General features: G+C 63.6%; 21 protein-coding genes and 1 pseudogene. 12 read left to right on the top strand and 10 right to left on the bottom strand.

From position 1 onward, the window contains the following. Positions 1 to 10: 10 nt before the first annotated feature. The 8 genes and pseudogenes from AC0NID_RS28050 to AC0NID_RS28015 all read left to right on the top strand — a co-directional run. Positions 11 to 853 (top strand): transporter substrate-binding domain-containing protein, encoded by an 843-nt coding sequence (locus tag AC0NID_RS28050; protein WP_473457578.1) that lies wholly within the window; start codon positions 11 to 13, stop codon positions 851 to 853. A gap of 75 nt (positions 854 to 928) precedes the next feature. After that, on the top strand, positions 929 to 1,585 hold the full coding sequence (locus tag AC0NID_RS28045; protein WP_473457577.1) for an amino acid ABC transporter permease: 657 nt from the start codon (positions 929 to 931) through the stop codon (positions 1,583 to 1,585). Then, complete coding sequence (locus tag AC0NID_RS28040) at positions 1,582 to 2,445, top strand: amino acid ABC transporter ATP-binding protein (protein WP_473457576.1); 864 nt, start codon at positions 1,582 to 1,584, stop codon at positions 2,443 to 2,445. Before AC0NID_RS28045 ends, AC0NID_RS28040 begins: the two co-directional genes overlap by 4 nt. Positions 2,446 to 2,530: 85 nt before the next feature. Then, on the top strand, positions 2,531 to 4,009 hold the full coding sequence (locus tag AC0NID_RS28035; RefSeq protein WP_473457575.1) for an aldehyde dehydrogenase family protein: 1,479 nt from the start codon (positions 2,531 to 2,533) through the stop codon (positions 4,007 to 4,009). Between the two features lie 7 nt (positions 4,010 to 4,016). Further along, entirely contained in the window at positions 4,017 to 5,717 is a 1,701-nt protein-coding gene (locus tag AC0NID_RS28030; protein WP_473562970.1) for a GMC family oxidoreductase, read from the top strand. A 16-nt stretch (positions 5,718 to 5,733) separates the two neighbouring features. Then, complete coding sequence (locus tag AC0NID_RS28025; protein ID WP_473457573.1) at positions 5,734 to 6,516, top strand: HpcH/HpaI aldolase family protein; 783 nt, start codon at positions 5,734 to 5,736, stop codon at positions 6,514 to 6,516. Between the two features lie 22 nt (positions 6,517 to 6,538). Then, on the top strand, positions 6,539 to 7,804 hold the full coding sequence (locus tag AC0NID_RS28020; RefSeq protein ID WP_473457571.1) for an NAD(P)/FAD-dependent oxidoreductase: 1,266 nt from the start codon (positions 6,539 to 6,541) through the stop codon (positions 7,802 to 7,804). Between the two features lie 133 nt (positions 7,805 to 7,937). Next, positions 7,938 to 9,356, top strand: a pseudogene (locus AC0NID_RS28015) (NAD(P)-dependent oxidoreductase); the annotation flags it as partial. Between the two features lie 267 nt (positions 9,357 to 9,623). On the opposite strand, the gene AC0NID_RS28010 reads toward AC0NID_RS28015, so the two are convergent. Next, positions 9,624 to 10,949, bottom strand: a complete 1,326-nt coding sequence (locus AC0NID_RS28010) for an NAD(P)/FAD-dependent oxidoreductase (RefSeq protein WP_473457570.1) — start codon at positions 10,947 to 10,949, stop codon at positions 9,624 to 9,626. Between the two features lie 219 nt (positions 10,950 to 11,168). Here AC0NID_RS28010 and AC0NID_RS28005 point away from each other — a divergent pair, with 219 nt between their 5' ends. After that, positions 11,169 to 11,645 carry an Lrp/AsnC family transcriptional regulator gene (locus AC0NID_RS28005; protein WP_473457569.1) on the top strand — a complete coding sequence of 159 codons (477 nt, stop codon included), beginning with the start codon at positions 11,169 to 11,171 and terminating at the stop codon, positions 11,643 to 11,645. A 20-nt stretch (positions 11,646 to 11,665) separates the two neighbouring features. On the opposite strand, the gene AC0NID_RS28000 is transcribed toward AC0NID_RS28005, so the two are convergent. Genes AC0NID_RS28000 through AC0NID_RS27990 form a run of 3 tightly spaced genes read right to left on the bottom strand, consistent with a single transcriptional unit; the run spans position 11,666 to position 14,644 of the window. Continuing rightward, the gene (locus AC0NID_RS28000) at positions 11,666 to 12,382 is read right to left on the bottom strand and encodes an HAD-IA family hydrolase (protein WP_473457568.1); all 717 of its coding nucleotides are present in this window, start codon (positions 12,380 to 12,382) and stop codon (positions 11,666 to 11,668) included. Positions 12,383 to 12,416: 34 nt separating this feature from the next. Continuing rightward, complete coding sequence (locus AC0NID_RS27995; protein WP_473457567.1) at positions 12,417 to 13,790, bottom strand: aminotransferase class III-fold pyridoxal phosphate-dependent enzyme; 1,374 nt, start codon at positions 13,788 to 13,790, stop codon at positions 12,417 to 12,419. A gap of 14 nt (positions 13,791 to 13,804) precedes the next feature. After that, positions 13,805 to 14,644 carry a GNAT family N-acetyltransferase gene (locus tag AC0NID_RS27990; RefSeq protein WP_473457566.1) on the bottom strand — a complete coding sequence of 280 codons (840 nt, stop codon included), beginning with the start codon at positions 14,642 to 14,644 and terminating at the stop codon, positions 13,805 to 13,807. Between the two features lie 321 nt (positions 14,645 to 14,965). On the opposite strand from AC0NID_RS27990, the gene AC0NID_RS27985 reads away from it, so the two are divergent. Beyond that, positions 14,966 to 15,634: a haloacid dehalogenase type II gene (locus AC0NID_RS27985; protein WP_473457565.1), complete on the top strand. Its 669-nt coding sequence runs from the start codon at positions 14,966 to 14,968 to the stop codon at positions 15,632 to 15,634. An 11-nt stretch (positions 15,635 to 15,645) separates the two neighbouring features. After that, the gene (locus tag AC0NID_RS27980; RefSeq protein ID WP_473457563.1) at positions 15,646 to 16,923 is read left to right on the top strand and encodes an NAD(P)/FAD-dependent oxidoreductase; all 1,278 of its coding nucleotides are present in this window, start codon (positions 15,646 to 15,648) and stop codon (positions 16,921 to 16,923) included. Positions 16,924 to 16,972: 49 nt separating this feature from the next. Here AC0NID_RS27980 and AC0NID_RS27975 read toward each other — a convergent pair whose 3' ends face one another. The 6 genes from AC0NID_RS27975 to argE form a co-directional block, all read right to left on the bottom strand. Further along, positions 16,973 to 18,430: an NAD-dependent succinate-semialdehyde dehydrogenase gene (locus tag AC0NID_RS27975; RefSeq protein ID WP_473457562.1), complete on the bottom strand. Its 1,458-nt coding sequence runs from the start codon at positions 18,428 to 18,430 to the stop codon at positions 16,973 to 16,975. 11 nt (positions 18,431 to 18,441) lie between these two features. After that, on the bottom strand, positions 18,442 to 19,485 hold the full coding sequence (locus AC0NID_RS27970) for a tartrate dehydrogenase (RefSeq protein ID WP_473457561.1): 1,044 nt from the start codon (positions 19,483 to 19,485) through the stop codon (positions 18,442 to 18,444). A gap of 14 nt (positions 19,486 to 19,499) precedes the next feature. Next, positions 19,500 to 20,966: an aldehyde dehydrogenase family protein gene (locus tag AC0NID_RS27965; RefSeq protein WP_473457559.1), complete on the bottom strand. Its 1,467-nt coding sequence runs from the start codon at positions 20,964 to 20,966 to the stop codon at positions 19,500 to 19,502. Next, positions 20,963 to 21,319: a cupin domain-containing protein gene (locus tag AC0NID_RS27960; protein WP_473457558.1), complete on the bottom strand. Its 357-nt coding sequence runs from the start codon at positions 21,317 to 21,319 to the stop codon at positions 20,963 to 20,965. Before AC0NID_RS27960 ends, AC0NID_RS27965 begins: the two co-directional genes overlap by 4 nt. 28 nt (positions 21,320 to 21,347) lie before the next feature. Next, complete coding sequence (locus AC0NID_RS27955) at positions 21,348 to 22,271, bottom strand: 2-hydroxyacid dehydrogenase (protein ID WP_473457557.1); 924 nt, start codon at positions 22,269 to 22,271, stop codon at positions 21,348 to 21,350. Between the two features lie 122 nt (positions 22,272 to 22,393). Further along, a complete protein-coding gene (gene argE / locus AC0NID_RS27950) occupies positions 22,394 to 23,518 on the bottom strand; it encodes an acetylornithine deacetylase (protein ID WP_473457556.1) in 1,125 nt (374 codons plus the stop codon). Positions 23,519 to 23,825: 307 nt separating this feature from the next. Between argE and AC0NID_RS27945 the strand changes: the two genes are divergently transcribed. Then, the gene (locus AC0NID_RS27945) at positions 23,826 to 24,728 is read left to right on the top strand and encodes a GNAT family N-acetyltransferase (protein WP_473457554.1); all 903 of its coding nucleotides are present in this window, start codon (positions 23,826 to 23,828) and stop codon (positions 24,726 to 24,728) included. Positions 24,729 to 24,758 lie beyond the last annotated feature (30 nt).

Below are 24,758 nucleotides of genomic sequence, written 5' to 3'. Positions count from 1 at the left end.
GGGGAATGAAATGAAACTCACAGTCATTCGTACGTTCATGGCCGCCTTGACCCTCGGCCTCGGCCTGCTGTCGGCGCCCGTCGCCGCCTCGGCGGACGACAATCCATCTGCTGTCATCGACCAGATCCGCGCCAGCGGTGTTCTCAAAGTGCCGGTCATGACCGGTGAGGAGCCGGGCTATATCAAGGATCCGGCCACGGGACAGTGGGGCGGTTTCTACTACGAGTTCCTGGGTGAGATCGCCACCCAGCTCGGCGTCAAGCTCGAGCCTGTCGAGACGACCTGGGGCAATCTGGCGGCCGACTTCCAGTCCAACAAGATCGATATCGCCATCGGCGTGAATCCGAACCCGAAGCGCGGACTTGTCGTCGACTATCTGTGGGAACCGCTGTTCACCGACGCCTGGGCCGTGCTGACGCCTCCCGACAAGCCGGTCAAGACCTGGGCCGAACTCAACTCGCCAGACAAGACCGTCGTCGTGCAGAAGGGCAGCACGATGCAGGTCGTTGCCGAAGCCCTGCTGCCGAAGGCGAAGATCACGCCGGTGGAAGATCGCGGGCTGGCGCTGATGGAACTCCAGGCTGGCCGTGCCGATGGCGTCGTGTTCTCGATTTTCGATGCGCTGCAGATCACCAACCAGAAGATCGGCAGCGTGTCGCTTCCCGAGCCGATCCTGCGCAATCCGGCAACGCTTGCCGTTGCGCGCAAGCCCGGCAATGCCGGTTTCATCAACTTCCTGACCAACTGGATCCTGCAGGAGCGTTCGCTCGGCCTTGCGCAGGGCAAGCTTGCCCGCGCCTGGGAAGCCCGCGGCATCGACCTGTCGATCCTTCCGGCAGGGTTCTCCTTCTGATCGCAACAGCCTGACCGCCGCCTGGTGCGGCGGTCAGGCCCACCACTGGACGTGCATCGAACCAGTGAGGATGCCATGTTCGACTATACAGTCATAACCAACAATATCGGGCTGCTCTGGCAAGGCCTCCTGATGACGCTCTACTTCACCGTCATCACGATCGCTGCCGGCATGCTGATCGGCCTGTTCGTCGGGCTCATCCAGCTGAGCACATTTAAGCCGCTGGTGATCCTCGGCCAGATCTATGTCGAGTTCTTCCGCAACATTCCGCTGCTCGTCACGCTTCTGTGGGTGTATTACGCCTTCCCGATTTTCGCCGGCATCAACGTTACGAAATTCTGGGCCGGCTTCATCGGGCTGAGCTGCTACGTCGGCTCCTTCTATGCCGAGATCCTGCGCGCCGGCGTCCAGTCGGTCGATCCGGGCCAGACGGATGCGGCGACCGCGATCGGCATGTCCTATGGCCAGCGCATGCGCCGCATCATCCTGCCGCAGGCCTTTCGAAAGATGATCCCGCCGCTGGCCGGTCAGTCGATCATCCAGATGAAGAACACGACGCTTCTGTCGATGATAACGGTCCCGGACCTTCTCTATCAGGCCAGCTACATCAGCAGTTTCACCTATCGGCCGATGGAGGTTTATACCGCCGTCGGTGTCATCTTCCTGATCATCCTGATCCCGCTGACGCTGCTGTCCAGGAAACTTGAAAAGAGCGGGGCTGACGCGAAATGAGCAACAGCCAATCGAACGCCCCCACGCCGGAGAAGGGCGACAAGCCGGTGCTGCGACTGGATCGCATCTGCCTGAAGTTCGGCGACAAGCGCGTGCTGAACGGCATCGATCTGTCTGTCGTCGAAGGAGAGGTCGTCGTGCTCATCGGCGCCAGCGGCTCGGGCAAGACATCGCTGCTGCGCTGCATCAACCTGCTGAACACCCCGACCAGCGGCAGCATCGTCATCGACGACGAGGTTCTGTTTCACAGGCAAGCCGATGGCAAGAACGGCACCCAGATACCGAACCAGGAGGTCAACCGAATACGCTCGAAGACCGGCATGGTGTTCCAGCAGTTCAATCTCTTTCCGCACATGACGGCGCTGAAGAACGTCATGGAAGGCCCTGTCATCGTCAAGAAGGAGCCGAAGCAACAGGCTCGTCGAACGGCGCTGAAGCTGCTCGACCTGATGGGTCTGGCGCAGCATGTGGAAAAATATCCCCGCCAGCTCTCCGGCGGCCAGCAGCAGCGCGTGGCGATAGCCAGGGCAATGGCCATGCAGCCGAAGGTGATGCTGTTCGACGAGCCGACCTCGGCGCTCGATCCCGAACTGGTCGGTGAAGTGATGAAGGCGATGGTCGAACTGGCGAAGAGCGGCATGACCATGGTCGTTGTCACCCACGAACTGGGCTTTGCCTTCGAGATCGCCGATCGGGTGGTGTTCCTCGACCAGGGGCTGGTCGCCGAGCAGGGGCCACCATCCAAGCTGCTGCTGCATCCCGAACATCCGCGCCTCAAGAGTTTTGTCGGACGCTTTCATGAATCGGCGGATTTGCTTCGCCCATTCCTTGAGGCGCGTCAGGCCGAAAAGGCGTGTTGAAGGCACGCCTGCTTCACGCACAACCACCAAGCGGACATCGTCGAATGCGTCCCCCTTCGAGTTGGCCGCAAAAGGAAAAACATCAATGACGCTGAGTTTCGATCCCGCCACAATCGCCATCCCAAGGGGACATCATATCCGCGGGCAGTTCATCGAATTGCCCGGCACGGAAATCGAGGTTCTCCGCCCCTCCGATCTCCAGCACATGGGCATCATCACCGATGGCGGCGAAGCGGCGGTGCAACAGGCGGTTGACGCCGCCAAGGGGGCGCTGGCGCAAAGCCGCTGGGCGAAGATCGCGCCTCGCGATCGCGCCGCCGTGCTTTTGCGCTTCGCCGCCTTGATCGAGGACAACGCCACCTTCCTTGGACAGCTGGAGGCGATGGGGTCGAGCCGGCTGATTTCGATGACGATTGCCCGCGACGCGATGCGCACCGCCGGCGTCGTGCGCTACTACGCCGAGTTCTGCGACAAGATCGAAGGGACGGTCACCTCGACCGAGGCGAATGCGCTCAGCATTGTCAAACATGAGCCCTACGGCATCGTTGGCGCGATCGTTCCGTGGAACTTCCCGATGATCACCGCCGCCTGGAAATTCGCGCCGGCGCTGGCCGCGGGCAATGCCGTGGTGATGAAGACCTCCGAACTGACCCCGTACAGCCTCCTGGCGCTGGCCGAGCTGGCGGCCATGGCCGGCGTTCCGGCCGGCCTGTTCAACGTCGTCAACGGCTATGGCCACACGACGGGAGCGGCGATCGTGCGCCATCCCGACATCCTGAAGATCTCATTCACCGGCTCGACGCAAACCGGTGCTGCGATCATGACGCTGGCGGCGCAATCCGGCATCAAGCCGGTCACCCTCGAACTCGGCGGTAAAAGCCCCCAATTGGTGCTGGCCGATGCCGGCGATATCGATGTGGTGGCCGGCCGTGTCGCGGCGGCTTTCATGGACAATGCCGGGCAGGTCTGCACCGCAGGCTCGCGGCTGATCGTCGAAGACAAGATCGCGGACCGGCTGGTCGAGCGCGTCATCGCCCGGACCAAGGCGATCAAGCCCGGCCCGACCTGGGACGAGACGACGACCTTCGCGCCGATCATCAGTCGCAAGCAGCTCGAGCGCATCGATACGATGGTCCGCGCCAGCGTCAGCCAAGGTGCCTCCGTCGTCACCGGCGGCACGGTGCTGGAAGGCCGCAACGAAGGCAGTTTCTACGCGCCGACGATCCTGGAGAACGTCTCCAACGACAATATCGGCTTCAAGGAAGAGTTCTTCGGTCCGGTCCTGACCGTGAGCACCTTTGCCGACCTCGAGGAGGGCCTCGCCCAGGCGGCGCACCCGGTCTACGGGCTCGCCGCCAGCGTCCACACCGCGGATTTGAACAAAGCGCTCAAGGCTGCCGATTCGATCGAAGCCGGCATGGTCTGGATCAACCAGCACGGGCGCGGCCCGGAGTTTACTTATCCGGCCGGCGGCTACAAGGGCTCCGGCTTCGGCAAGGATATGGGCCGTGCCGGTATCGAAGCATTCCTTCGCCAGAAGGCCATCTGGGCCAACTACGCCTGAAGCGAGCATGCCCATGCAATTCGACTACATCATTGTCGGCGGCGGCTCGGCCGGAGCCGTGCTTGCCAGCCGTCTTTCGGAAAACGGCACCAAGCAGGTCGCGCTCTTTGAAGCCGGGCCTGACACCCCTCCAGATGATGTTCCCGACGTGATCGCGGACAGCTATCCCGGTCTTTCCTATTTCGACCCGAAATACCACTGGACGGAACTGCGCGTCTTCAACCGCTCGCCGAAGCAGAATGCGCAAGTGGTCAAGACTGCCAAGCTCGAACAGGCCAAGGTGATGGGCGGCGGCTCCAGCATAAACGGCCAGTTCGCCGTGCGCGGCCTGCCGCACGACTATGACGAATGGGAAGGGCTTGGCCTTGCCGGATGGGGATGGGAGGGCATGCTGCCCTACCTCAAGAAGCTCGAGCGCGATCTCGATTTCGGCGGCGATCTCCACAACAAGACCGGCCGGATTCCGATCCGCCGCGTCTTTCCGCAAGATTGGGCCGGTTTCACCAAATCCGTCCTCAAGGTGACGGAAGGCGAATACCCCTACCGGCCGGATTACAATGCCAGCTTCCAGGACGGATCGTTCCCGCTGCCGCTGTCGAACGAGAACGACCGCCGCGTGTCGACAGCGACCGGCTATCTCGACAAGGAGGCGCGTGCCCGCAACAACCTGCATATCTTCGCCAACGCCTTCGTCGAGAAGCTGGTGACCAGCGGAACGCGCATCACCGGTGTCGAGGTCACGATCGATGGCCGGACCAAGACCTACAACGCCAACGAGACGATCGTTTCAGCCGGCGCGCTGCATTCGCCGGCCATCCTGCTTCGTGCCGGCATCGGACCGGCGGCGCAGCTGAAGCGGCTGGGCATCGAGGTCATTGCCGATCGGCCGGGCGTCGGCGAGAACCTGACCGATCATCCGCATCTGGCCGTCGGCGCGCATTTCAAGAAATCCGCCCGGCTGAAGCCCGGTCAGCGGCGCCACATTTTTCTCGGCGTCAGATATTCCTCGAACCATGCCGGCTGTCATCCCGGCGACATGCTCTTGATGCCGGTCAACCGCGCCGGCTGGCATCCGCTCGGCAAGGCGATGGGCGCGCTCAATGTCTGCGTCAACAAATCCTATTCGCGCGGAACCGTCACCTTGAAGAGCTCGGCCCAGACCGAGGAGCCGATCGTCGATCTGAACATGGCCTCCGACGGTCGCGACCTGATGCGCCTGGTCGATGGCTTCAAGCGCATCTGCAGGATCATGCAATCGCCCGATGTCCAGCAACACGTCAACACCTGGTTCCTGGCGGGCTACAGCGACGAGGCGCGCGCGCTCAGCGTGCGCAAGCCGTCGAACTGGATCAAGACGGCGACGGCCGCCTACCTCTTCGACTACGCGCCGTTCTTCCGCGAGACCCTGCTCAAACGCAAGTTCGGCACCGCCGATCGCATCCAGGCGATGCTCGGAAACGAAGAGCTGATCGCCGACTGGGTCAAGCAGTCCGTCTGGTCGGGCTGGCATGTCTCAGGCACCTGCAAGATGGGCGGCGACAACGATCCGCTGGCTGTGCTCGACGCCGAGTGCCGTGTGCGCGGCGTGCAGGGGCTGCGCGTCGTCGACGCCTCGATCATGCCGACGATCATCGCTGCCAACACCAACATCACGACGATCGCCATCGCTGAAAAGGCGGCGGACCTGATTTTGCATTCCCGACAATAGCAAAGGACCTCAAGCTATGCGCAAGAACAAGGTTAAAGACATCTGGGCCGCCGGCGGCGAAGTGGTGACCGGCTGGCTGGGCATTCCATCGTCGATCTCGGCGGAACTGATGGCCCAGCAGGGCTGGGACGCGCTGACGATCGATCTCCAGCATGGCGCGACCGACTATGTCGACGCCGTGCCGATGCTGCAGGCGATCTCGACGACGGATACGACGCCGATGGTGCGCGTGCCGTGGAACGATCCGGCGATCATCGGCAAGGTGCTGGACGCCGGCGCCTATGGCGTGATCTGTCCGATGGTCAACTCGGCCGAGGAAGCGGATGCCTTCGTCAAGGCGTGCCGCTACTTCCCCAGGGGCGGCCGCAGCGTCGGCCCGTTACGCGCCTCGCTCTATGCCGGCGCGGACTATTTCCAGCACGCCAACGACACCATCATCACCATGGCGATGATCGAGAGCGAACAGGCGGTGAAGAACCTGGAAGACATTCTGAAGACGCCGAACCTCGACGCCATCTTCGTCGGCCCGTCGGACCTTGCGGTGACTATGGGCGAGGCGCCCGGCTTCGATCCGCGCTATCCGGCCGTCTACGAGGCGATCGAATTCATCGCCGCCAAGTGCAAGGAAGCCGGCGTCATTCCCGGCATCCATTGCGGTTCGGTCGCCTATGGCGTCGACATGCGCAAACTGGGCTATCGCTTCATGGCCTATCTGTCCGATTTCCGCATGCTGCAGCAGATGGTGGCGCGGTCGCTGCCGGCCTTCCGCGCCGGCACGCCGAGCGCGACCGCGCCCTGATCGGCACGACGGATCGATTGCCATGGCATCGACAGGCACGCGGCGCGGCAAGGTGACGGTCATCGGCGCCGGCATCGTCGGCGTCTGCACCGCGAACTACCTGCTCGATCAGGGTTTTGCCGTAGAGGTGGTCGATCCGGCCCTGCCGGGCTCGCAGGAGCAGTGTTCCTTCGGCAATGCCGGCGGCATCTGTCCGGGATCGTGCATTCCAAACTCGATGCCCGGCGTGCTTCGCAACGTGCCGAAATGGCTGATGGATCCGGAGGGCCCGTTGATCGTGCGGCTGGCCTATCTGCCGCACGCGCTACCCTGGCTGCTGCGCTTCCTCGCCGCGAGCCGCAAGCCGCGTGTCGAGGAGATATCAGCGGCGATGCGCTCGCTGCACCGCTACACATTCGAGTGCTACGAGCCGCTGATCAAGGCCGCCGGCTGCGAGGACTTGCTGCAGAAGCGCGGCCAGCTCTTTGTCCACGAAACGGCCGACGGGCCATCCAAGGGCGCTTATGGCCTGGGGCTCCGTCGCCAGCACGGCGTCAAGGTCGACATCCTCGATGCCGACGAAATCCGCCAGCTCGAACCAGCCCTGGCGCCGATCTTCAAGAGCGCGGTCTATCTGCCTGAACAAGGACAATGTCCAAACCCCGGCCGGCTTGTCGCAAGGCTCGCCGAACATGCGGTGCGCCAGGGTGCCCGCTTCGTGCGCGCCAAGGTGCTCGGCTTCGAATTGGACGCCAACGGTCCATCGGCGCTGCGGCTCGACGGTGGCGAAAACATGCCGGTCGAGACCTTGGTGCTTTGCGCCGGCGCCTGGTCGGGCGACCTCGCCCGCAAGCTTGGCGACCATATCCCGCTCGAGAGCGAGCGCGGCTATCACATCATGGTCAAGGGCGCCGATACCGGCCTTCGGATCCAGACGATCTCGGCCGACCGCAAGTTCGTCGCCTCGCCGATGGAAGACGGCCTGCGGATCGCCGGCAATGTCGAATTCGCCGGCCTGCAAGCAGCAGCAAACATGCGCCGGGCGGATGTTCTTCTCAACCAGGCGCGGCCGATGTTCAGGAAATTGGAAGTTGGCGAGGTCACGCGCTGGATGGGGCATCGTCCCGGCACGCCCGACAGCATTCCGGTCATCGGCCGGTCATCGCGGGCCAAGAACGTCATCTACGCCTTCGGGCATGGCCATCAAGGCCTGATCGGAGGCGCCGTCACCGGCAAGATCGTGTCGCAGCTTGCCGCAGGTCTGCCGCCGACAATCGATCTGACGCCTTTCCGGGCTGATAGGTTCTGATTGATCGGCGGTTGTCCGCTGGCGAGGCTGGAAACTGCTTCGGCCAGCGATTGCCAACGGACACGCTCTCGCAGGAGGAAATGACGACGTGATCGCGGATGCAAAGACAGATTTGGACGCAGCCGATCAGATCGATCCGCAGGCCGTCTACGCCGTGCTGATCTGCGATCTGGTCGGCCTGCGCTGCGGACCAGACGGCAAGCCTGACCCCAGCGAAGTGCGCTCGCATATCGAAGCCAAGGGCGGCCGCTTTCACGCGGCTGCGCTCGGCGACAAGGCGGATCTCGAACAGGGCCGGGTGCATTTCTTTTACCAGCCGGACCTCAGCACAGGGGAAGAACTGCTCGAAGCCGCCGGCGACGGGCGCTATGACGCCGTCATCGCCGCCGCGACCTTTCTGCCCGCGGAGACCGTCTTTGCGCTGGCCGGGGTACGGATCGGGGCCGGCACCGGAAATATGGGCTCACGCTCCTGGGGCGGCGGCAGCGGCGAGGGCGGCTCTGCGGTGCTGATGAACACGCCCGGCATCAACAGCCGCGCCACCGCGCAGATGGTGATGAAGGCGATCCTCAAAGTTATGCCGGATCTCCCTGTCGACAGGCTTCACGACCTGGTCGCGCGGGGCGCTTTCGACACCGGCAGGGACCTGCGTGATTTCCCCACCGAGAAGCTCGAAGGCAAGACGATCGCGATCATCGGCTACGGCAATATCGGCAGAGAGGTAGCCAAGCTTGCCCGCGCCTTCGGCATGCGCGTGGTGATCCACGCACGGCCACACCGCCGGGAGTGGATAGAGGCCGAAGGATTCACCTATGCGGCAAGTCCCGCCGAAGCGGCCGAAGGCGCCGACGTGCTCAGCGTCCATGTCGGGCTGGGCAAGCTGAATGCGCAAACCGGGGGCTACGCCAATGCGGGGCTGGTCGGCGCGGACGTCCTGGCCCGTATGAAGAATGGCGCGGTGCTGATCAACTACGACCGCGGCGAGCTTGTCGACATTCAGGCTCTCGATGGCGCGCTCGCCTCTGGCCAGCTTCGTCACGCCGCCATCGACGCCGACCTGTTCAGGGACGCTTCGACCGGCAGCCTTTCCGGCCCGATGTTGCCTTATCTCGACCTGGTGGAAAAGCACGGAGCCAAGCTTGAACTTCTGCCGCACGCCGCAGCCGATACGGACCATCCTTCGCGCGTCGCCGGAGCCAGGCAAGCCGTCGACCTGATCTTCGACGTCATCTGCCGCAAATCGGTGACCAACGCAAAAGGCACCGTGCCGCCAGACTACGTTTCTCTGGGGGCGACCACCCCTTGCGGCATTGGACCGGTGACGCAGCGTGATCTTTTGAAATTGACCGTGCAGGAATGTTCGGAACTGGCCGATCTCTGTGATCGACAATCCCAGTTGTGGAGGGCGCTTTCAGAGGCGCCTCCGCACGAGCGCGGCGTGATCGTCGCAAAACAAGGCGAAGAGCTGGTCCGGCTGATAAATCGCCTTTGTCTTGGTGTCGAACAATCGAACCTCAGAGGTCCCTATCACCAAAATATTATTCCCCGATAGCGCCAACCGCCAGCCGGCAGGGCCTTCTGGTCTGCACCAATCACGTCTCTTCTTCAGGTGGCCCGGCGTTGGCGAGCCTCATTGGAGCGCTTTGATTTCATTGACTTATGGTGGGCTACTGGCAATCCTACGGAAACGCGCACAGAACCCAAGCGAGAAGCTTTCGGGGCTATCACAGATACGTCGGTGAATACCGATGGATAACTAAGATGATAGTGGTTCGGGATTGTCAGCCTCTGGCATGCCGGAGATGGTTTAGATCAGCCTTCAAAACTCCGCTACCTGGCCCCATGCAGATGCATCGAGGCGTTCGGGTCTGTAGGGCAGGTGATCGACTATCGGAGCGGATCCGGTGATGAGATCCGCGATCAAATGGCCTGCACCGGGACCTATGCCAAACCCATGGCCGCTGAAGCCAGCCGCGAGGATGAAGCCCGGCAGGCTCTGAATCTCACCGATCGCCGGGACTCCGTCCGGTGTGCTGTCGACATAACCGGCCCAGGCGGCCGAAATTTCCACCTGCTGCAACGCCGGCAGCAATCGACAGGCCCGCTGGTGTGTTGTCCGGATCAGCCTCCGATCGGGCCTTGGGTCGAGAATGCGGGTTCGCTCCATTGGCGTGGGGGCGTCGAGCCGCCAGCGCGTCAGCGTTTCATGCTTTGCCTGCCACGCCTGCAGGCCGCCGGGGACGAGGGAACGCCAGCGCTTGGAGAACATCGGCACGAATTCGCGCGCAAACCGGAACAGTTGCGGTGTCGGATCGACGCTGGCGCGGCCGCTGATTGCGAGCGTATGGCCGCCGTCACCGCGGCGGGTGACCGAGATTTCCGAAGTATGCAGCGCATCGGGCAGCCCCTTGGATCCGGGAGCAACCGAAAGGATCGAGGAGCGCACCGACGCTTGCGGGAAGCGGATGCCCAATTGCTGGCAAAATGAGGAGGCCCAGGCCCCGCCGGCCAGCACGACAGTTTTCGTGCGGATCGTCCCGTGCTCGGTAATGACCGCGCCGATGCGGCCGCCCTCCGTTTCGATTCCTCGGGCGGCGCACATCTGATGAACGCTTCCCCCAGCCTTCAGGATGCCGCGCGCCACCACCGGCGCGGCACGCGATGGATCCGCCGTCCCGTCCGAAGGTGAGAAGACGCCGCTCTTCCAATTCCGGCCGGTCGCCTTCCCGTGCGCCGTGGCCTCGCAGGGACTGAGCATGTGCGTGGTGACGCCGACGCTGCGGGCGAAATCGCGCCAGCGTGCCCAGCCGCTTATCTCGGCCTCGTTGTTGCTGAGATAAAGCAGCCCGCAACGCCGGAACCCCGGATCCTCGCCAATCTCGCCGGCGAGAGCCTCCCAAAGTGCCAGACTTGCCGTCGCCATTGGCAGTTCGCGGGCGTCGCGGTTCTGTTGTCGACACCAGCCCCAGTTGCGGCTGGACTGTTCGGCGCCGATCCGGCCCTTTTCCAGAAGCGCTACCCGCACCCCGCGCCGCGCCAGGTAATATGCTGCGAATACGCCGACTATCCCGCCGCCGATCACGACGACGTCGGCGGTCTCGGGCAGGGCGGGTGTTGTCTCGATGTGAAGGAGCGGGGCAGGCATTTGGGTCTCCGATCGTGCGACCATATTATCGCACGGGCGGAAGCACATTTGCCGCAGATGGGCGGGAGGCAGCATTTCCTTTGGTTGCGCGAAACGTCAACGGGGAATTCTGCTATGCGTAATGCGTCGAGAAACCCAGCGGTTTGCTCTTTGCTCCTTAGTCGGTTCAGCATAATCTGCTTCGAGTAAGCCTGCGGCACCGACCCGAGCAAATCGCGCATGAAACTCGACCGGATCGACATCAAGATACTTTCTGAATTGCAGAAAGACGGCCGGATCACCAATGTGGAACTGGCGGGATTGGTGAATCTTTCGGCCAGCCCCTGTCTGATGCGGGTGAAAAAGCTCCAGGCCGAAGGCTATATTGTCGGCTATTCGGCGCAGATAGACATCGCAAAACTGGGGCAGACGCTTACCGTCTTTACCGAGGTGACGCTGAAAAACCACCGCCAGATCGACTTCGCGCGGTTCCTTGCAGCCATCGAGAAGGTCGATTCGGTTGTCGAATGTCATCTCGTTTCAGGCGGTTACGACTATCTGCTCAAATTCGTCACCGCCGGGATCGCCGAATATCAGGCGATCATGGAGCGCCTGACGGACATGGATATCGGCATCGACAAATATTTCAGCTTCGTCGTGCTGAAATCGCCGATCGTCAAATCGCACCTGCCGCTGAAGAGCCTGTTCCCGGTTTAGCAGCCCTCGCCCGAATTCGCTTAGGCGGCTTGGCTCCGCTCCACGGCGTCCGCCAGCTCTGCCATCGAAGTGAAATGGAAGTCCGGCTCGGTGAAGCTTTCCGGCTCGATGGTTCCGCCATAGCCTTCCTGGGCATGGCGCCGCTGAATCCAGCAATTGGTCAGCCCGAGTTTCCGCGAAATGCCGATGTCGTGGTATTGGCTCTGGGCGACGTGCAGGATGTCGTGGCGCGAATTGCCCTCGGATTCGACGAACGCGAAAACCTTCTCGAAGAACACCGGATCGGGTTTTTCCGTGCCGGTGTCATCGACCGTGAAGCCCTTGTAAAAAGGATCGCCCAGTTCGCGTGAGAAGTATTCGAAGGCCCAGCGTTGCGCGTTGGTCATGGCGATCAGGCGATAGCGCTTTGCCAGCCGGGCCAGGGCCTCGGTGCTGTCGGCAAAGCCTTTCCAGCTTCTCGCGGAATCGCGTAGCCGCTCGCTATACCGGCGTTCGGCGGGCAGGCCGAGCTCCGGTGCTATCACCTCATATACCCTGACGAGATCATCCGGGAAGCGGCCGGCATTGGGCGCATATCTGGCCGCGCGATAGAGCCTCAGGGCAGTCTCGCCGTCGACCGTAACACCCGCCTCGGCGGCGACCTCCGCGAGGCAGTTGGTGATGCCGCCTTCGAAGTCGATCAGGGTGCCGACGACGTCGAATGTCAGATATTTGAAGTCGCGAAGTATCTTTGTCACGTGACGCTCCTGGTTCGATGATTCTTCTTCACACTCAAGCCATTGCTGCGCGCACGTCCGGATCTTCGAGCGTCTGATCGAGCGTCATGCGGGTTCGCTCGACGATGGCATCGATCTCGTCATCCGTGCAGCAGAGTGGCGGAGCATAGCCGAGCACGCCATTGCCGAAGGCGCGCACAACCAGCCGGTTATCCCAGGCGCGATCGAATATCCGCCGCGACGGATCGGCGCTGCCCGGAAGCGGTGTCTTGCGCTCCTTGTCCACCACCAATTCGATCGCGGCCAGCATGCCGCGTCCGCGCACATCGCCGACAAGCGGGTGCTGCGATAGGCTCCGCAGTCCTTCCATCAACCGCGCTCCTGCCTTCCTGCCGTTCTCCAGCAGGCCGGCTTCGTAAAGCCTCAAGACCTCCAGGCCGATCGCAGCGCTGACCGGATGGGCGGAATAGGTGTAGCCGTGGCCAACTGCGGAAGCGCCCGCGCCGTCGGCGATGGTGTCGTAGACCCTGTCGGACATGAGAACCGCCCCCATCGGCGCATAACCGGAAGTCAGGCCTTTGGCGACGGTCATCAGGTCCGGCACGATGCCATCCTCGGAACACGCAAAGAGCGGACCCGTCCGGCCGAATCCGGTGATCACCTCGTCGGCGACGAAAAGAATGTCGAGCTCCCGGCAAAGATCGCGCATCGCCTTCATCCACCCATGGGGTGGGACGAGGACGCCGCCCGAGCCCTGTATCGGTTCCGCATAGAATGCGGCGACGCGCTCCGCTCCCAGTTCATCCACCTTGCGGCGCAAGGCAGCCAAGGAGGCTGCTATGATCGCCTTCGGGTCGCTGCCGGCCGGGTTTCGGTACACGTAGTGCGACGGTATTTTGTGTTGCCAGTCCAGCGGCACACCGAAGCCGGCATGAAAGGCCGGCAGGGCGGTAAGCCCCGCTCCCACGGTAGAGGAACCGTGGTAGCCCTGCTCGATCGAGATGAACTGGTCCTTCTGCGGCATGCCCTTGGCATTGTAGTAATAGCGAATGAAGCGGATCGTGCTGTCCACGGCGTCGGAGCCGCCGAGCGTAAAATAAACATGGTTCAAATCGCCAGGCGCGCGCTCGGCGAGTTCCGCCGCAAGCCTGATGGCAGGCTCCGAGCCGAGACCGAAATAGCCGGTGGCGTAGGGCAGTTCGCGCAGTTGGCGCGTGGCTGCTTCGACGATGCTGTCCTGGCCATAGCCTGCATTCACGCACCACAGTCCCGCGAAGCCGTCGATCAGCCTGTGGCCGCTGGCGTCGGTGATTGTTGCTCCCGAGCCGCTCTTCACGATGCGTACCCCAAGCCTTTCGTGGCCGCGATAGGAGGCGACGGGATGCACCAGATGGGCGCGGTCGAGTTCGACCAGGGAATTTCTCAGCATTTGTCTCTCCGAATTCATCCAAGGGCCTGACTGGCCAGTGCGAAGGTCTGGACGCCGGCTGCTTGGCCGGACGCATGAGCGCCCCTGCGCATGGCGATGCCGCTGCCGACATGGGCAAGGCCTTGTTCCGCGAGCCAAGCCGCCAGGCCGGATGTCCGAGGTGTGTCCACGCGCAGGAAGGCGCCTGGACGGGCAGCGCAGAGGAATGAGATAAGCATGCGGGCGTCGTTGCCCGTCGCCGCCACCACCGGTCCCACGACTTCGCCGCGTCCGAAACTGCGGATGGCGGCGAAACCGCTTGGCCGCCCCTCCTGCCGCAGCACCGCGAAGCGTCCTTGTTCACACAAAAGCGCCATCAGCGCGCCGCGGTCCGCGCCGAAGGCCGCCTGGTCGAGCTTGGCGATTGCGGCGATGTCATCGGCTGTCGCCCAATCCACGCCCGTTCGGGCTATGGCAGCCTCTCGCGCAATTCCCTGATGCTGCAGGATTTCGCCGCACGCGCGGAATCCGAGCTTCTCGTAGAGCGGCAAACCGTCTTGCGTTGCTGTGAGCCGGCAGTCACGGCCTTCGCTGGCCTGGAGGGCGAAGTTCATGAGCCTGCGGCCGATCCCGTGCCCGCGCGTCGCGGTGTCGACGATGACCATATTGATCGCGGCCGTTGCCCGACCGTAGCGCGTAACCAGCGCCGTTCCCACCACCCGGTCGCCGTCGAGCGCGACAACGCCGCCGCTGATCGTCAGCATCATGGCCCAATCCTCGCGCCTGTGGGGCCACCCCGCTTGACGCGAAAGGAGCAAGGCGCCGTCGAGGTGCTCTCGCGTGAAGTCCACAAGCTCGATTGATGTCGTGAGCATGGTTTGTCCCGGATGGTTGTGCCTTCTGTGATAGACCCGGTCGCAAAGAAGATCGTCCCGAGGACGCGGAACGCGCGGTATCTTTCTCCGTCCTGGCCGGGGGAAGCCGCATCTTATGCCGGTTGTGCGGTAGTGGAGTGAAACCACTCGTGATGGTGCGGGCCGGCAAACCGGCGGCCGCGCAACTCTCTGCCAAATGCCGACGGCGATACGGAACAATCTGCTCCCGATAGCTGCAATTGCGGTCATCGGGCCGCCGCGCTCCTGCCTATGATGACTTGGATCGCAAAGCCCCGTTAGCACCCTGGAAGGATGCATCACATGACCCAGTTTCGGCCCAAATACATCACCTTCGACTGCTACGGCACGCTCACCAACTTCCAGATGGCCGAGGCCGCTCAGAAGATCTATGGCGAGCAACTCGACGCCCCGCGCATGGCGCAGTTCATCAAGAATTTCGCGGCCTACCGGCTGGACGAGATCCTTGGCGACTGGAAACCCTACAACGAGGTCATTCACAATGCGGTTGAGCGGACCTGCCGCAAGAACGGTGTGACGTTCCGTGCGGAGCACGCTCGAGCAATATACGATGCGGTGCCAAGCTGGGGACCTCACCCGGACGTGCCGGCCGGACTGGCGAAAGTGGCCAAGGAGATCCCGCTGGTGATCCTGTCCAACGCGATGGACGAGCAGATCATGTCGAATGTGGAAAAGCTCGGCGCGCCGTTCCACGCCGTCTATACTGCGCAGCAGGCGAATGCCTACAAGCCGCGCTTGCAGGCCTTCGAATACATGTTCGACATGCTCGGCTGCGACCCGCAGGACGTGCTGCATTGCTCGTCGTCGTTCCGCTACGATCTGATGTCGGCCTACGATCTGGGCGTCAAGCACAAGGTCTGGGTCAATCGCGGCCATGAGCCTGCCAACCCCTATTATGAATATACGGAGATCAGAGACATATCGGGCCTGCCCGGCGTCGTCGGGCTCTGAGGGATCCGGCCATGCAGTTCAAATCCTACTGGCACGACACCGCTCCGGCTTTCACAGGCGCGGCCGCCGGGCCGGTCGAGGGCCGCTACGACGTGGCTGTGATCGGCGGCGGCTTCACTGGGCTCGCGGCCGCGCGGCATCTGGCGAAGGCGGGCGCCAAGGTCGTGGTGCTGGAGGCGAACACCGTCGGATCCGGGGCCTCGGGCCGTAATGGCGGGCATCTCAACAATGGCCTGGCGCACAGTTTCCTGGCCGCCAAGGCGCAGCTTGGGGCGGAACGCGCGGCGGCGCTCTACCGCGCCTTCGATGCCTCAGTCGACACGATCGAGCGCATCGTGGCGGAGGAGGGGATCGATTGCGATTTCCGCCGCTCCGGCAAGCTGAAGCTTGCGTCGAAACCGGGGCATTTCGATCAGATCGCCCGAAATTTCGAGGCGGTCCATCGCGAAGTGGACCCCGATACGGAGCTTTTGAGTGCGGCCGATCTGAAGCGCGAAATCGGCTCCACATCCTTCCATGGCGCGATGCTGTCGAAGAAAAGTGCGATGATGCATATGGGGCGCTTCGTTGCCGGTGTTGCCGGCGCGGCCGCCAAACACGGGGCGGCGATTTTCGAAAACGCGCAGGTGACGGGGGTGACGTCTTCGGCCGGCGAGCACCAGCTTAAAACGCCACGCGGCAGCGTCACCGCTGGCAATGTCTTTCTGGCGACGGGCGCCTACACGTCCAGTCCGTTCGGCTATTTCCGTCGGCGCATCGTGCCGGTTGGCAGCTTCATCGTCGCCACCCGGCCGCTGTCGGAGGCCGAGATCGCCGCAACCGTGCCGGGCAATCGAACCTTTGTCACCTCGATGAATATCGGCAATTACTTCCGCCTGTCACCTGACGACCGGTTGATCTTCGGCGGCAGGGCGCGGTTTTCGGCCACGTCCGATCAGCGCTCCGACGCAAAGAGTGGAGCGATTCTGCGCGAAAGCCTTGCGGCGATCTTTCCGCATCTCGCCAGGGTGGAAATCGACTACTGCTGGGGCGGGCTGGTCGATATGACCAAGGACCGCTTCCCGCGCGCGGGCTTCGCCGACGGCTTGTGGTATGCCATGGGCTATTCCGGCCATGGCGCGCAGATGTCCACGTATATGGGAATCGTCCTGGCGGACGCCATTCTGGGCAGGGCCGATCGCAACCCGGTCAAGGGCCTCGCTTGGCCGGCGGTTCCCGGGCATTTCGGCAAGCCGTGGTTCCTGCCGCTCGTCGGGCTCTACTACAAAACCCTCGACCGCTTTCAGTAAGGCGCACGGCACGGACGGGTGTCCATGCCGTCTGCTTCCTGCGGGCCCGTCAGGCCAGCCCGCCGATGTGGAAGCTCTTCATTTCCAGGTACTCCTCGATGCCGCATTGGGCGCCTTCGCGGCCGAGGCCCGACTGCTTGACGCCGCCGAAGGGAGCCACTTCCGTGGAGATCGCGCCGGTGTTCAGTCCAACCATGCCGAACTCCAGCGCCTCCGCCACCCGCCACGACCGCTTCAGGCTCTCGGTGTAGAAATAGGCGGCCAGACCGAAGGGCGTGCCATTGGCGATGGCGATTGCCTCGGCCTCTGTTTCGAACCGGAAGAGCGGCGCGACGGGGCCGAAGGTTTCCTCGCTGGCGAGCAGCATCTCCGTCGTGGCGCCGCCAAGCACCACCGGGGCCGCATACTGTCCGCCGCCGGGCATGGCCGGGCGCGTCGAAAGTACGCGTGCACCCTTGGCGAGCGCATCGGATACATGGCGTTCGATCTTCTCGATGGCCGCGCCATTGATCATCGGGCCGATCTCGACGTCCGGCTCGGTGCCGGGGCCAACCTTCATGCTTGATACCCGGGCGGCAAGCTTCTTGGCGAACGCCTCATAGACGCCCGCCTGCACGAGAATGCGGTTCGAGCAGACGCAGGTCTGCCCGCCGTTCCGGAATTTTGAGGCGATGGCGCCCTCGACCGCGAGATCGACATCGGCGTCATCGAAGACGATGAACGGAGCATTGCCGCCGAGCTCCAGGCTGAGGCGCTTGATGCTATCGGCCGCCCCGCGCATCAGCAGCGCTCCAACGCGGGTCGAACCGGTGAAGGAGATCTTGCGCACCGTCTCGTTGGCCATCAGCTCCGCGCCGATTTTGGCCGGCATGCCGGTAACGATATTGATGACGCCGGCCGGGATTCCGGCCCGCTCGGCCAGCACGCCGAGCGCCAGCGCAGAAAAGGGCGTGAATTCCGACGGCTTGACGACGACCGTGCAGCCCGCCGCCAGCGCCGGCGCGACTTTTCGGGTGATCATCGCATTGGGAAAGTTCCACGGCGTGATGATCGCCGACACGCCGACGGGCTCCTTCAGTACCACGATCCTTCGATCGCGGGTGGGCGAGGGGATGGTCGTTCCACCGATCCGCCGCGCTTCTTCCGCGAACCATTTGACGAAGGACGCGCCGTAGCGGATCTCGCCGCGGGCCTCGGCAAGCGGCTTGCCTTGTTCCAGCGTCAGGATCCGTGCCAGATCCTCGAGGTTTTCGAGCATAAGGTCGTGCCAGGCCTCGAGCAGCATGGCGCGCTCGGCGTGCGTTTTCTCGCGCCACGAACCGAATGCCCTCGATGCGGCTTCTATGGCGGCACGGGTTTCGGCGCCGCTCGCATCCGGCACGGTGCCGATCACGGCCTGCGTCGCCGGGTCTTTCACCTCGACCGTAGCGCCCGAGGCCGCATCGCGCCATGCGCCGGCGATCAGGCATTGCTGCCGGAACAGTCCCTTGTCCTTCAACGCGTCCATTCGTCCACCCTTCATTTGAGCGCCGCCAGCACTGCGCCGGTAATTGCGTCCGTGCGGTCCTTGCCCGGGACGGTTCCGATGCCGCGCGCTGTCGTAACCTCGATCGCGGTCATGATCTTCGCCGCAGCGGCGCCTTCACCCAAGTGCTCGAGCATCATGGCCGCCGACCAGATGGCGGCGATCGGATTGGCGATGCCCAAATGGGCGATGTCGGGAGCCGAGCCGTGGACCGGCTCGAACATGGAGGGTGCGCTGCGGTCGGGGTTGACGTTGGCTGAGGCGGCTAATCCCAGGCCGCCCTGGATCGCCGCGCCGAGATCGGTGAGGATATCGCCGAAGAGGTTGGAGGCGACGACCACGTCGAGACTTTCCGGCGCCATCACCATACGCGCGGCGATCGCGTCGATATGGTAGCTCGTCACCTGGACGTCCGGATATTCAGCGGCAAGCCGCGCCGTGATTTCGTCCCAGAACACCATCGAGTATTTCTGTGCATTCGACTTTGTGACGGAGGCGAGCTTGCGGCGCCGCGACCGCGCCCGCTCGAAGCCGAAGCGCAGGATACGCTCGACGCCGTTGCGGGTGAAGATGGAGGTCTCCACCGCCACCTCATCGCCGGTGCCTTGATGCACCCGCCCGCCCGCCCCTGAATATTCGCCTTCGGTGTTCTCGCGGATGCACAGGATGTCGAAGGATTTGGCTTTGAGCGGGCCCTCCACCCCCGGCAGCAGCCGGTGCGGGCGGATATTTGCATACTGCACGAAGGCTTTTCGGATCGGCAGGAGCAGCCCGTGCAGCGAGACCGAATCCGGCACCGCCGCGGGCCAGCCGACCGCGCCTAGAAGTATGGCGTCGAAGCCGCGCAACATCTCGATCCCATCGGCGGGCATCATCGCGCCGGTTTGCTTGTAGTAGGTGCAGGACCACGGGAACCGCTTGCTCACCAGCGCGAAACCCGAATTGCCGGCGGCAGCCTCCAGCAGCTGCCAGGCCGCGTCGGTGACCTCGTTGCCGATGCCGTCACCGGGGATCAAGGCGATCGAATAGCTTTTCATATCCTGTCTTTCCATCAAAGGCTGATCAGCACGCTTTTTGACCGGCGGTTTGCCAGGTAGGCATCGCGTCCGAGATCCTTGCCGATGCCGGACCGCTTGTAGCCGCCGGTCGGCAGAATGTGGTCGCGCGAGCGGCCGTAGCGGTTGACCCAGACAGTGCCGGCTTGAAGCCTTTTCGTGACCCGGATGGCGCGGGAGAGTTCGCGGGTGAACACGCCCGCAGCCAGCCCGTATTCAGGATGGTCGGCGAGCGCCAACGCCTGCTCTTCATCGGCGAAGGTCTGGAGGGTCAGTACCGGGCCGAAAATCTCTTCCGTCACGGCGGGAGAGGATTGGCTCACGCCGGCAAGCAAGGTAGGGGCGTAGAAATAACCTTCGCGGTCGAGCCTGCCGCCTCCAGCAAGGCATTCGGCCCCGCCCGCGACGGCACCCTGGACAATACCGTCGATCCGGCCGATCTGGCGTTCGGAGATGATCGGGGGATATCGCGTTGCCTCGTCCCAGGTCGGTCCTGGGCTGATCCTCGCCATATGGCCGATGACGGCCAGCGTCAGCGGCTCCGCCACCGCTTCGGCGACGATCAGCCGCGACCCCGCGACGCAGGCCTGGCCCGCATTCGACAGAATGCTGCGGGCGATGGCGCCTGCCGCCAGTTCGAGATCGGCATCGGCGAAGACGAGCTGCGGGCTCTTGCCGCCGAGTTCCAGCGTCATCGGCTTGATCCCCGTACGAGCGATGTTGGCCATGATCGCCGCGCCCGCGGCCGTTGATCCGGTAAAGCTCACCTTGCCGATGTCCGGATGTCCGGTGATTGCGTTGCCGGTGGTGGCGCCATCGCCGAGCACGATATTGATGAGGCCCGCGGGAAGACCCGCGCGAACGGAAAGCTCGGCCATGTAGAGGGTGGAAAAGGGAGTCAGTTCAGAGGGCTTGAGCACCACGGCATTGCCGGCGGCCAGCGCCGGCCCAAGTTTCCAGCCTGCCATGGCGAGCGGGTAATTCCACGGCGTGATCGCGCCGACGACGCCGTAGGGCTCCGTCAGGATCATGCCGAAACTGTCGTCGCCTGTCGGTACCAGGTCGCCGTCCTCCTTGTCGGCAAATTCGGCGAAGAATCGGATCTGCTCCGCCGTGACCGCGATGTCGCCCTGGATGAGCTCACCTATCGGGCGCGTCGAGGCGATAGCCTCGAGACGCGCGAGCGTCACGGCTTCGGCCTCGATCAGGTCGGCCCAGCGATGCATTGCGCGTGTCCGTTCGCGTGGGCGAAGTCCCGCCCAGCCGCTTTCCTTCAAGGCATGCTTCGCCGCATCGACAGCCTGGTCGACCAGATCCGCGCCGGCCACCGGGCAGTCGGCATACGCCACACCGTCCGAGGGACGATGCATTGCGAGAGCCCCTGTCGCCGGAATCATCCGCCCGCCGATGAAATGGCCCCGCGGGAGCGCAAGCGCGCCGGGGTCGAAGCTGAGGGAAGTCATGGAGTGACAGTCAGGTAGATCTTGCGGACCGTCTCGATCGTCCGCCATGTCCCGGTGAAGCCAGGCTTCATCACGAAACTGTCGCCCGCGCGGTAAGTGACTGACTCCCCGCCATCCTCGGTCAATTCGATCACGCCGTCGAGAATGTGACAGAACTCGAAAGTTTCGCCCTTGATCGATCGCGTTTCGCCGGGCGTGGCTTCCCATATGCCCGTATTGATCATTCCTTCGCGCGCTGCATCCTGTGGCCAGGTCTTGAATGAAGGGTTGCCGCAGATTAGGCGGTCGGGCGACGGATTGGACTCACGCGGCGCATCGAGGGGCTTTGGATTGATCGTCTTGAGCAGGGACATCTGGTTTCCTTTGGATGGGAGGTAGGGGCTAGTAGCCCCGGGCGCGGTCGATGAGACCGATGGGATCGAGCCCGGCTTCGTGGCGGCGAATATTGTCGATCACGGCCTTCGCCGCAGCCGCGGCCGGCGTCACGCTGGCGATATGCGGGGTCAGGATGACCCGGGGGTGACGCCAGAGCCGATGATCCGCCGGCAGGGGCTCCGGATCGGTCACGTCCAGCACTGCGCCGGCGAGTTGCCCGCTATCCAATGCAGCCAGCAAAGCGTCATGGTCGAGTTGCTGCCCGCGTCCCACATGCACGATGCTCGCCCCCCTGGGCAGTGCGGCGAATAGATCGGCATTGAGCAAGCGGCGCGTTTCAGTGGTCAGCGGCAGGAGGCAGATCAGGATGTCGCATTCGGCAAGGAATCCTTGCAGCGCGGTCTTGCCATTGTGACAAGCCACGCCGGCGATTTCGCGCGGCGACCGGCTCCAGCCTGAGAGGACAAAGCCGAACGGCCGCAGACAGTCGAGCACGGCCGTACCTAGCATGCCGAGGCCGAGCACGCCGACCCGCCGCTCTTGCGCTTGCCGGACCGGGCGCGCCCGCCATTCGCCTCGCACCTGCTGGTCGAGATAGCCCGGCAGGTCGCGGTGCAGCGCCAGCACGGCTAGCGTGGCGTACTCCTGCATCATGCGGATGATGCCTTCCTGGACCATCCTCACCAGCATGACTTTTTCGGGCAAGCGGTCGGTGCGGAATTGGTCCACCCCGGCGCCGATCGAGAACAGGATTTCCAGGTTCGAGTAGCGGTCGAGATTGTCGGGTGCGGTCCAGGTCAGAAGGTAACGCACCTCTGCCGGGTCGATCCCGCCCGCGTCGGCGGTGAAGCGAAGCTCCGGCAATTCGCGTGCGAACTCGGCTGCGAAAACCCTGGCCCGTTCGGCATCGCAGTTGAACAGGAAGGCCATTCAAGGCTCCTAGAATTGATGACGGCCTGATGTTGGACGACCGGCTGCGGCAGGATGCTTCGAAGCTGCCGATGGCAACGGCAGATCGCGCCGAATTTAACCGCCGGCTCAGTCGCGGCAGCTCAATGACGAAGCCTCGCGCCCAGATCCTCGATCATACGCTGGCAAGCGGCGAGCTCCCCGATCTCGATATATTCGTCGGCCCGATGGGCGCGCGCGATGTCGCCAGGCCCGCAGATGATCGCTTCCACGCCGGCCGCCTGATACAGCCCCGCTTCGGTGCCGTAGCTTACGGCGGCGAGTGGCTCCTCTCCGGTGAGCTCTTCAAGCAGGCGGGCAAGTGGTGCATCGCAGGCGAGCGAGAGCGCGGGATATTCGCTAAGCAATTCTGACCTCACCTTGAATCCGCGGTCGGACAATCTTGCCGCTGCCGCCATTACAGGCTCCAGCAAAGCCACCGGTGCGACGCCGGCGATGGCGCGGGCCTCGACCTCGGCAGAGCAAAAGTCCGGGATCACGTTCAGCGCCTGTCCGCCGGATATCGTTCCAACCTGGAGCGAGGAATAGGACGGCGCGAAGTTCGTATTGAAGGGTCCGGCTTTCAACTCATCTGCGTAGCGCACGGCCTCTGCGAGAAGGTCTGCCATGGCGTGGATCGCGTTCAGTCCCCGATCGGGTCGCGAAGAGTGGCCGGAGCGGCCGCGAATTTCGATCCGCGCCGCAGCCTTGCCTTTGTGGGCGCGGATCGCGCGCATCCCGCTCGGCTCGCCGACAATGCAGCCTTCCGGCTTGGCGCAAAACCGGGGGAGAAGATCGATCAGATGGCGTACGCCGCGGCATCCCGCCTCCTCGTCGTAGGAGAAGGCTAGGTGGATGGGCCGGGCCAGCGGAGCAGCGGCAAGTTCCGGGAGGGCGGCCAGTGCGCAGGCCAGAAAACCCTTCATATCGCTGGCGCCGCGTCCATAGAGGCGCCGCCCTTCGGCGCGAAGCGCGAATGGATCGCTTGTCCAGTCCGGCTCGCCGGCCGGCACGACGTCCATGTGCCCGGACAGGATGAAACCCGCAACATGCGCCGGGCCGATCGTTGCGAAGAGGTTCGCCCGGTCGCCCTCGGGTCCTGGTGCCACCGTGACCTTTGCGCCGAAGCGTTCGGCATAGGTGCGGATAAACTCAACTATCTCGCCGTTCGGGCGGCCTACCACCGACCGAAAGGCTACCAGTCGAGCAAGGATCTCTTCCGCGTTCATCAATTTCCTCGCTTGGCTTGCGGACTTCGATGCTGTCGATCGTCCGCTGGTTGCGGGAACTGGCCGACGCAGAACCGCTCAATGCCGATGCCGCTAAAGCATAGGCTCAGCTTCCGGTCCGGAATGCGGAAAGCCGGTCAGCTTCGGTGGAAAGTTTTGAATGCGGGCGCATCTCTAGCGGATTCTGTGGCGTCGATTGGTGATACTGGATAGGCAAGATCCATGAAGGATGCCGTCCGCATGGCATGACAAGAGCGGATCGGAATTCCAGTCTGTGCCCGCCATTCACATGCTCCCTAGGGAAGAGATGTCATTGAAGGCCGAAGAATCCATCGTACTCAGTTCCTTCAAGCTGAAGATTGCCGACATCGCGGATGTCGAACTTGCCAAGCTGCATGCCCTTTCGATGGGTGTCGGCTGGCCACACCGTGCCGAGGACTGGAGGATGATACGTGACATGGGTCACGGAATAGTCGCCCTGGACGAGATCGGGCGCGCGCTCGGCACAGCGATGTGGTTTCCGCATGGGCCCGATTTCGCGACAATCGGCATGGTCATCACATCCCCGCGTTTGCAGGCCTACGGCGCCGGCCGGTGGATGATGGAGCATGTGCTGGCGCAGGCGGGCCCACGCGATTTCGGGTTGAACGCCACGAGGGCGGCGCGCCGGCTTTACCTGTCCATGGGGTTCACCGCCACGAAAACCGTGTACCAGTGCCAGGGAGAGGCAGTGGCGCCTGAGATCGGACGACCGCCCGCCGGCGCGACCTTGCGCGACATCGCGTCCGGCGACCTAGCGGAACTGGTGGCTCTGGACCGCAGCGCCTACGGAGTGGACCGTTCCGCGCTGCTTGCGCGGTTGCTGGAGGTGTCGAAAGGGGTGGCGCTCGTGCGCCGCAAGCGCATTCGCGCGTTCGCGCTTTGCCGCCGCTTCGGCCGCGGCCATGTGGTCGGACCGGTTATCGCCGAAACCGACGACGATGCCGTTGCAGTCACTCGGCCGCATGTTGCCGAACACGCCGGACGTTTTCTGCGCCTCGACACGCGCCAGCAGGCAGGCGCTTTCCCGGAGTTCGTGGCGAGGTCCGGCCTGCAGATTTTCGATACCGTGACCAGCATGTGGCTCGGCCGATGTCTGGCGGTCGGCCAGGCGAGTGGCGCCAAGAATCATCCGATCGCCTACGCATTGGCCAGCCAAACCCTCGGGTGATCCACGCCGACTGCAAGCCGCATGAGCCCT

This window comes from Mesorhizobium sp. WSM4821 (assembly GCF_055901555.1).
Note: the sequence above shows the minus strand (reverse complement) of the source record. Positions and strands in the feature narration are given on the sequence as shown.

What these genes read in the sequence shown, in the direction of transcription:
- AC0NID_RS28050 (WP_473457578.1), top strand. Translation starts at nt 11, where the DNA reads ATGAAACTCACAGTCATTCGTACGTTCATGGCCGCCTTGACCCTCGGC.
- AC0NID_RS28045 (WP_473457577.1), top strand. Translation starts at nt 929, where the DNA reads ATGTTCGACTATACAGTCATAACCAACAATATCGGGCTGCTCTGGCAA.
- AC0NID_RS28040 (WP_473457576.1), top strand. Translation starts at nt 1,582, where the DNA reads ATGAGCAACAGCCAATCGAACGCCCCCACGCCGGAGAAGGGCGACAAG.
- AC0NID_RS28035 (WP_473457575.1), top strand. Translation starts at nt 2,531, where the DNA reads ATGACGCTGAGTTTCGATCCCGCCACAATCGCCATCCCAAGGGGACAT.
- AC0NID_RS28030 (WP_473562970.1), top strand. Translation starts at nt 4,017, where the DNA reads ATGCCCATGCAATTCGACTACATCATTGTCGGCGGCGGCTCGGCCGGA.
- AC0NID_RS28025 (WP_473457573.1), top strand. Translation starts at nt 5,734, where the DNA reads ATGCGCAAGAACAAGGTTAAAGACATCTGGGCCGCCGGCGGCGAAGTG.
- AC0NID_RS28020 (WP_473457571.1), top strand. Translation starts at nt 6,539, where the DNA reads ATGGCATCGACAGGCACGCGGCGCGGCAAGGTGACGGTCATCGGCGCC.
- AC0NID_RS28010 (WP_473457570.1), bottom strand. Translation starts at nt 10,949, where the DNA reads ATGCCTGCCCCGCTCCTTCACATCGAGACAACACCCGCCCTGCCCGAG.
- AC0NID_RS28005 (WP_473457569.1), top strand. Translation starts at nt 11,169, where the DNA reads ATGAAACTCGACCGGATCGACATCAAGATACTTTCTGAATTGCAGAAA.
- AC0NID_RS27995 (WP_473457567.1), bottom strand. Translation starts at nt 13,790, where the DNA reads ATGCTGAGAAATTCCCTGGTCGAACTCGACCGCGCCCATCTGGTGCAT.
- AC0NID_RS27990 (WP_473457566.1), bottom strand. Translation starts at nt 14,644, where the DNA reads ATGCTCACGACATCAATCGAGCTTGTGGACTTCACGCGAGAGCACCTC.
- AC0NID_RS27985 (WP_473457565.1), top strand. Translation starts at nt 14,966, where the DNA reads ATGACCCAGTTTCGGCCCAAATACATCACCTTCGACTGCTACGGCACG.
- AC0NID_RS27980 (WP_473457563.1), top strand. Translation starts at nt 15,646, where the DNA reads ATGCAGTTCAAATCCTACTGGCACGACACCGCTCCGGCTTTCACAGGC.
- AC0NID_RS27975 (WP_473457562.1), bottom strand. Translation starts at nt 18,430, where the DNA reads ATGGACGCGTTGAAGGACAAGGGACTGTTCCGGCAGCAATGCCTGATC.
- AC0NID_RS27970 (WP_473457561.1), bottom strand. Translation starts at nt 19,485, where the DNA reads ATGAAAAGCTATTCGATCGCCTTGATCCCCGGTGACGGCATCGGCAAC.
- AC0NID_RS27965 (WP_473457559.1), bottom strand. Translation starts at nt 20,966, where the DNA reads ATGACTTCCCTCAGCTTCGACCCCGGCGCGCTTGCGCTCCCGCGGGGC.
- AC0NID_RS27960 (WP_473457558.1), bottom strand. Translation starts at nt 21,319, where the DNA reads ATGTCCCTGCTCAAGACGATCAATCCAAAGCCCCTCGATGCGCCGCGT.
- AC0NID_RS27955 (WP_473457557.1), bottom strand. Translation starts at nt 22,271, where the DNA reads ATGGCCTTCCTGTTCAACTGCGATGCCGAACGGGCCAGGGTTTTCGCA.
- argE (WP_473457556.1), bottom strand. Translation starts at nt 23,518, where the DNA reads ATGAACGCGGAAGAGATCCTTGCTCGACTGGTAGCCTTTCGGTCGGTG.
- AC0NID_RS27945 (WP_473457554.1), top strand. Translation starts at nt 23,826, where the DNA reads ATGTCATTGAAGGCCGAAGAATCCATCGTACTCAGTTCCTTCAAGCTG.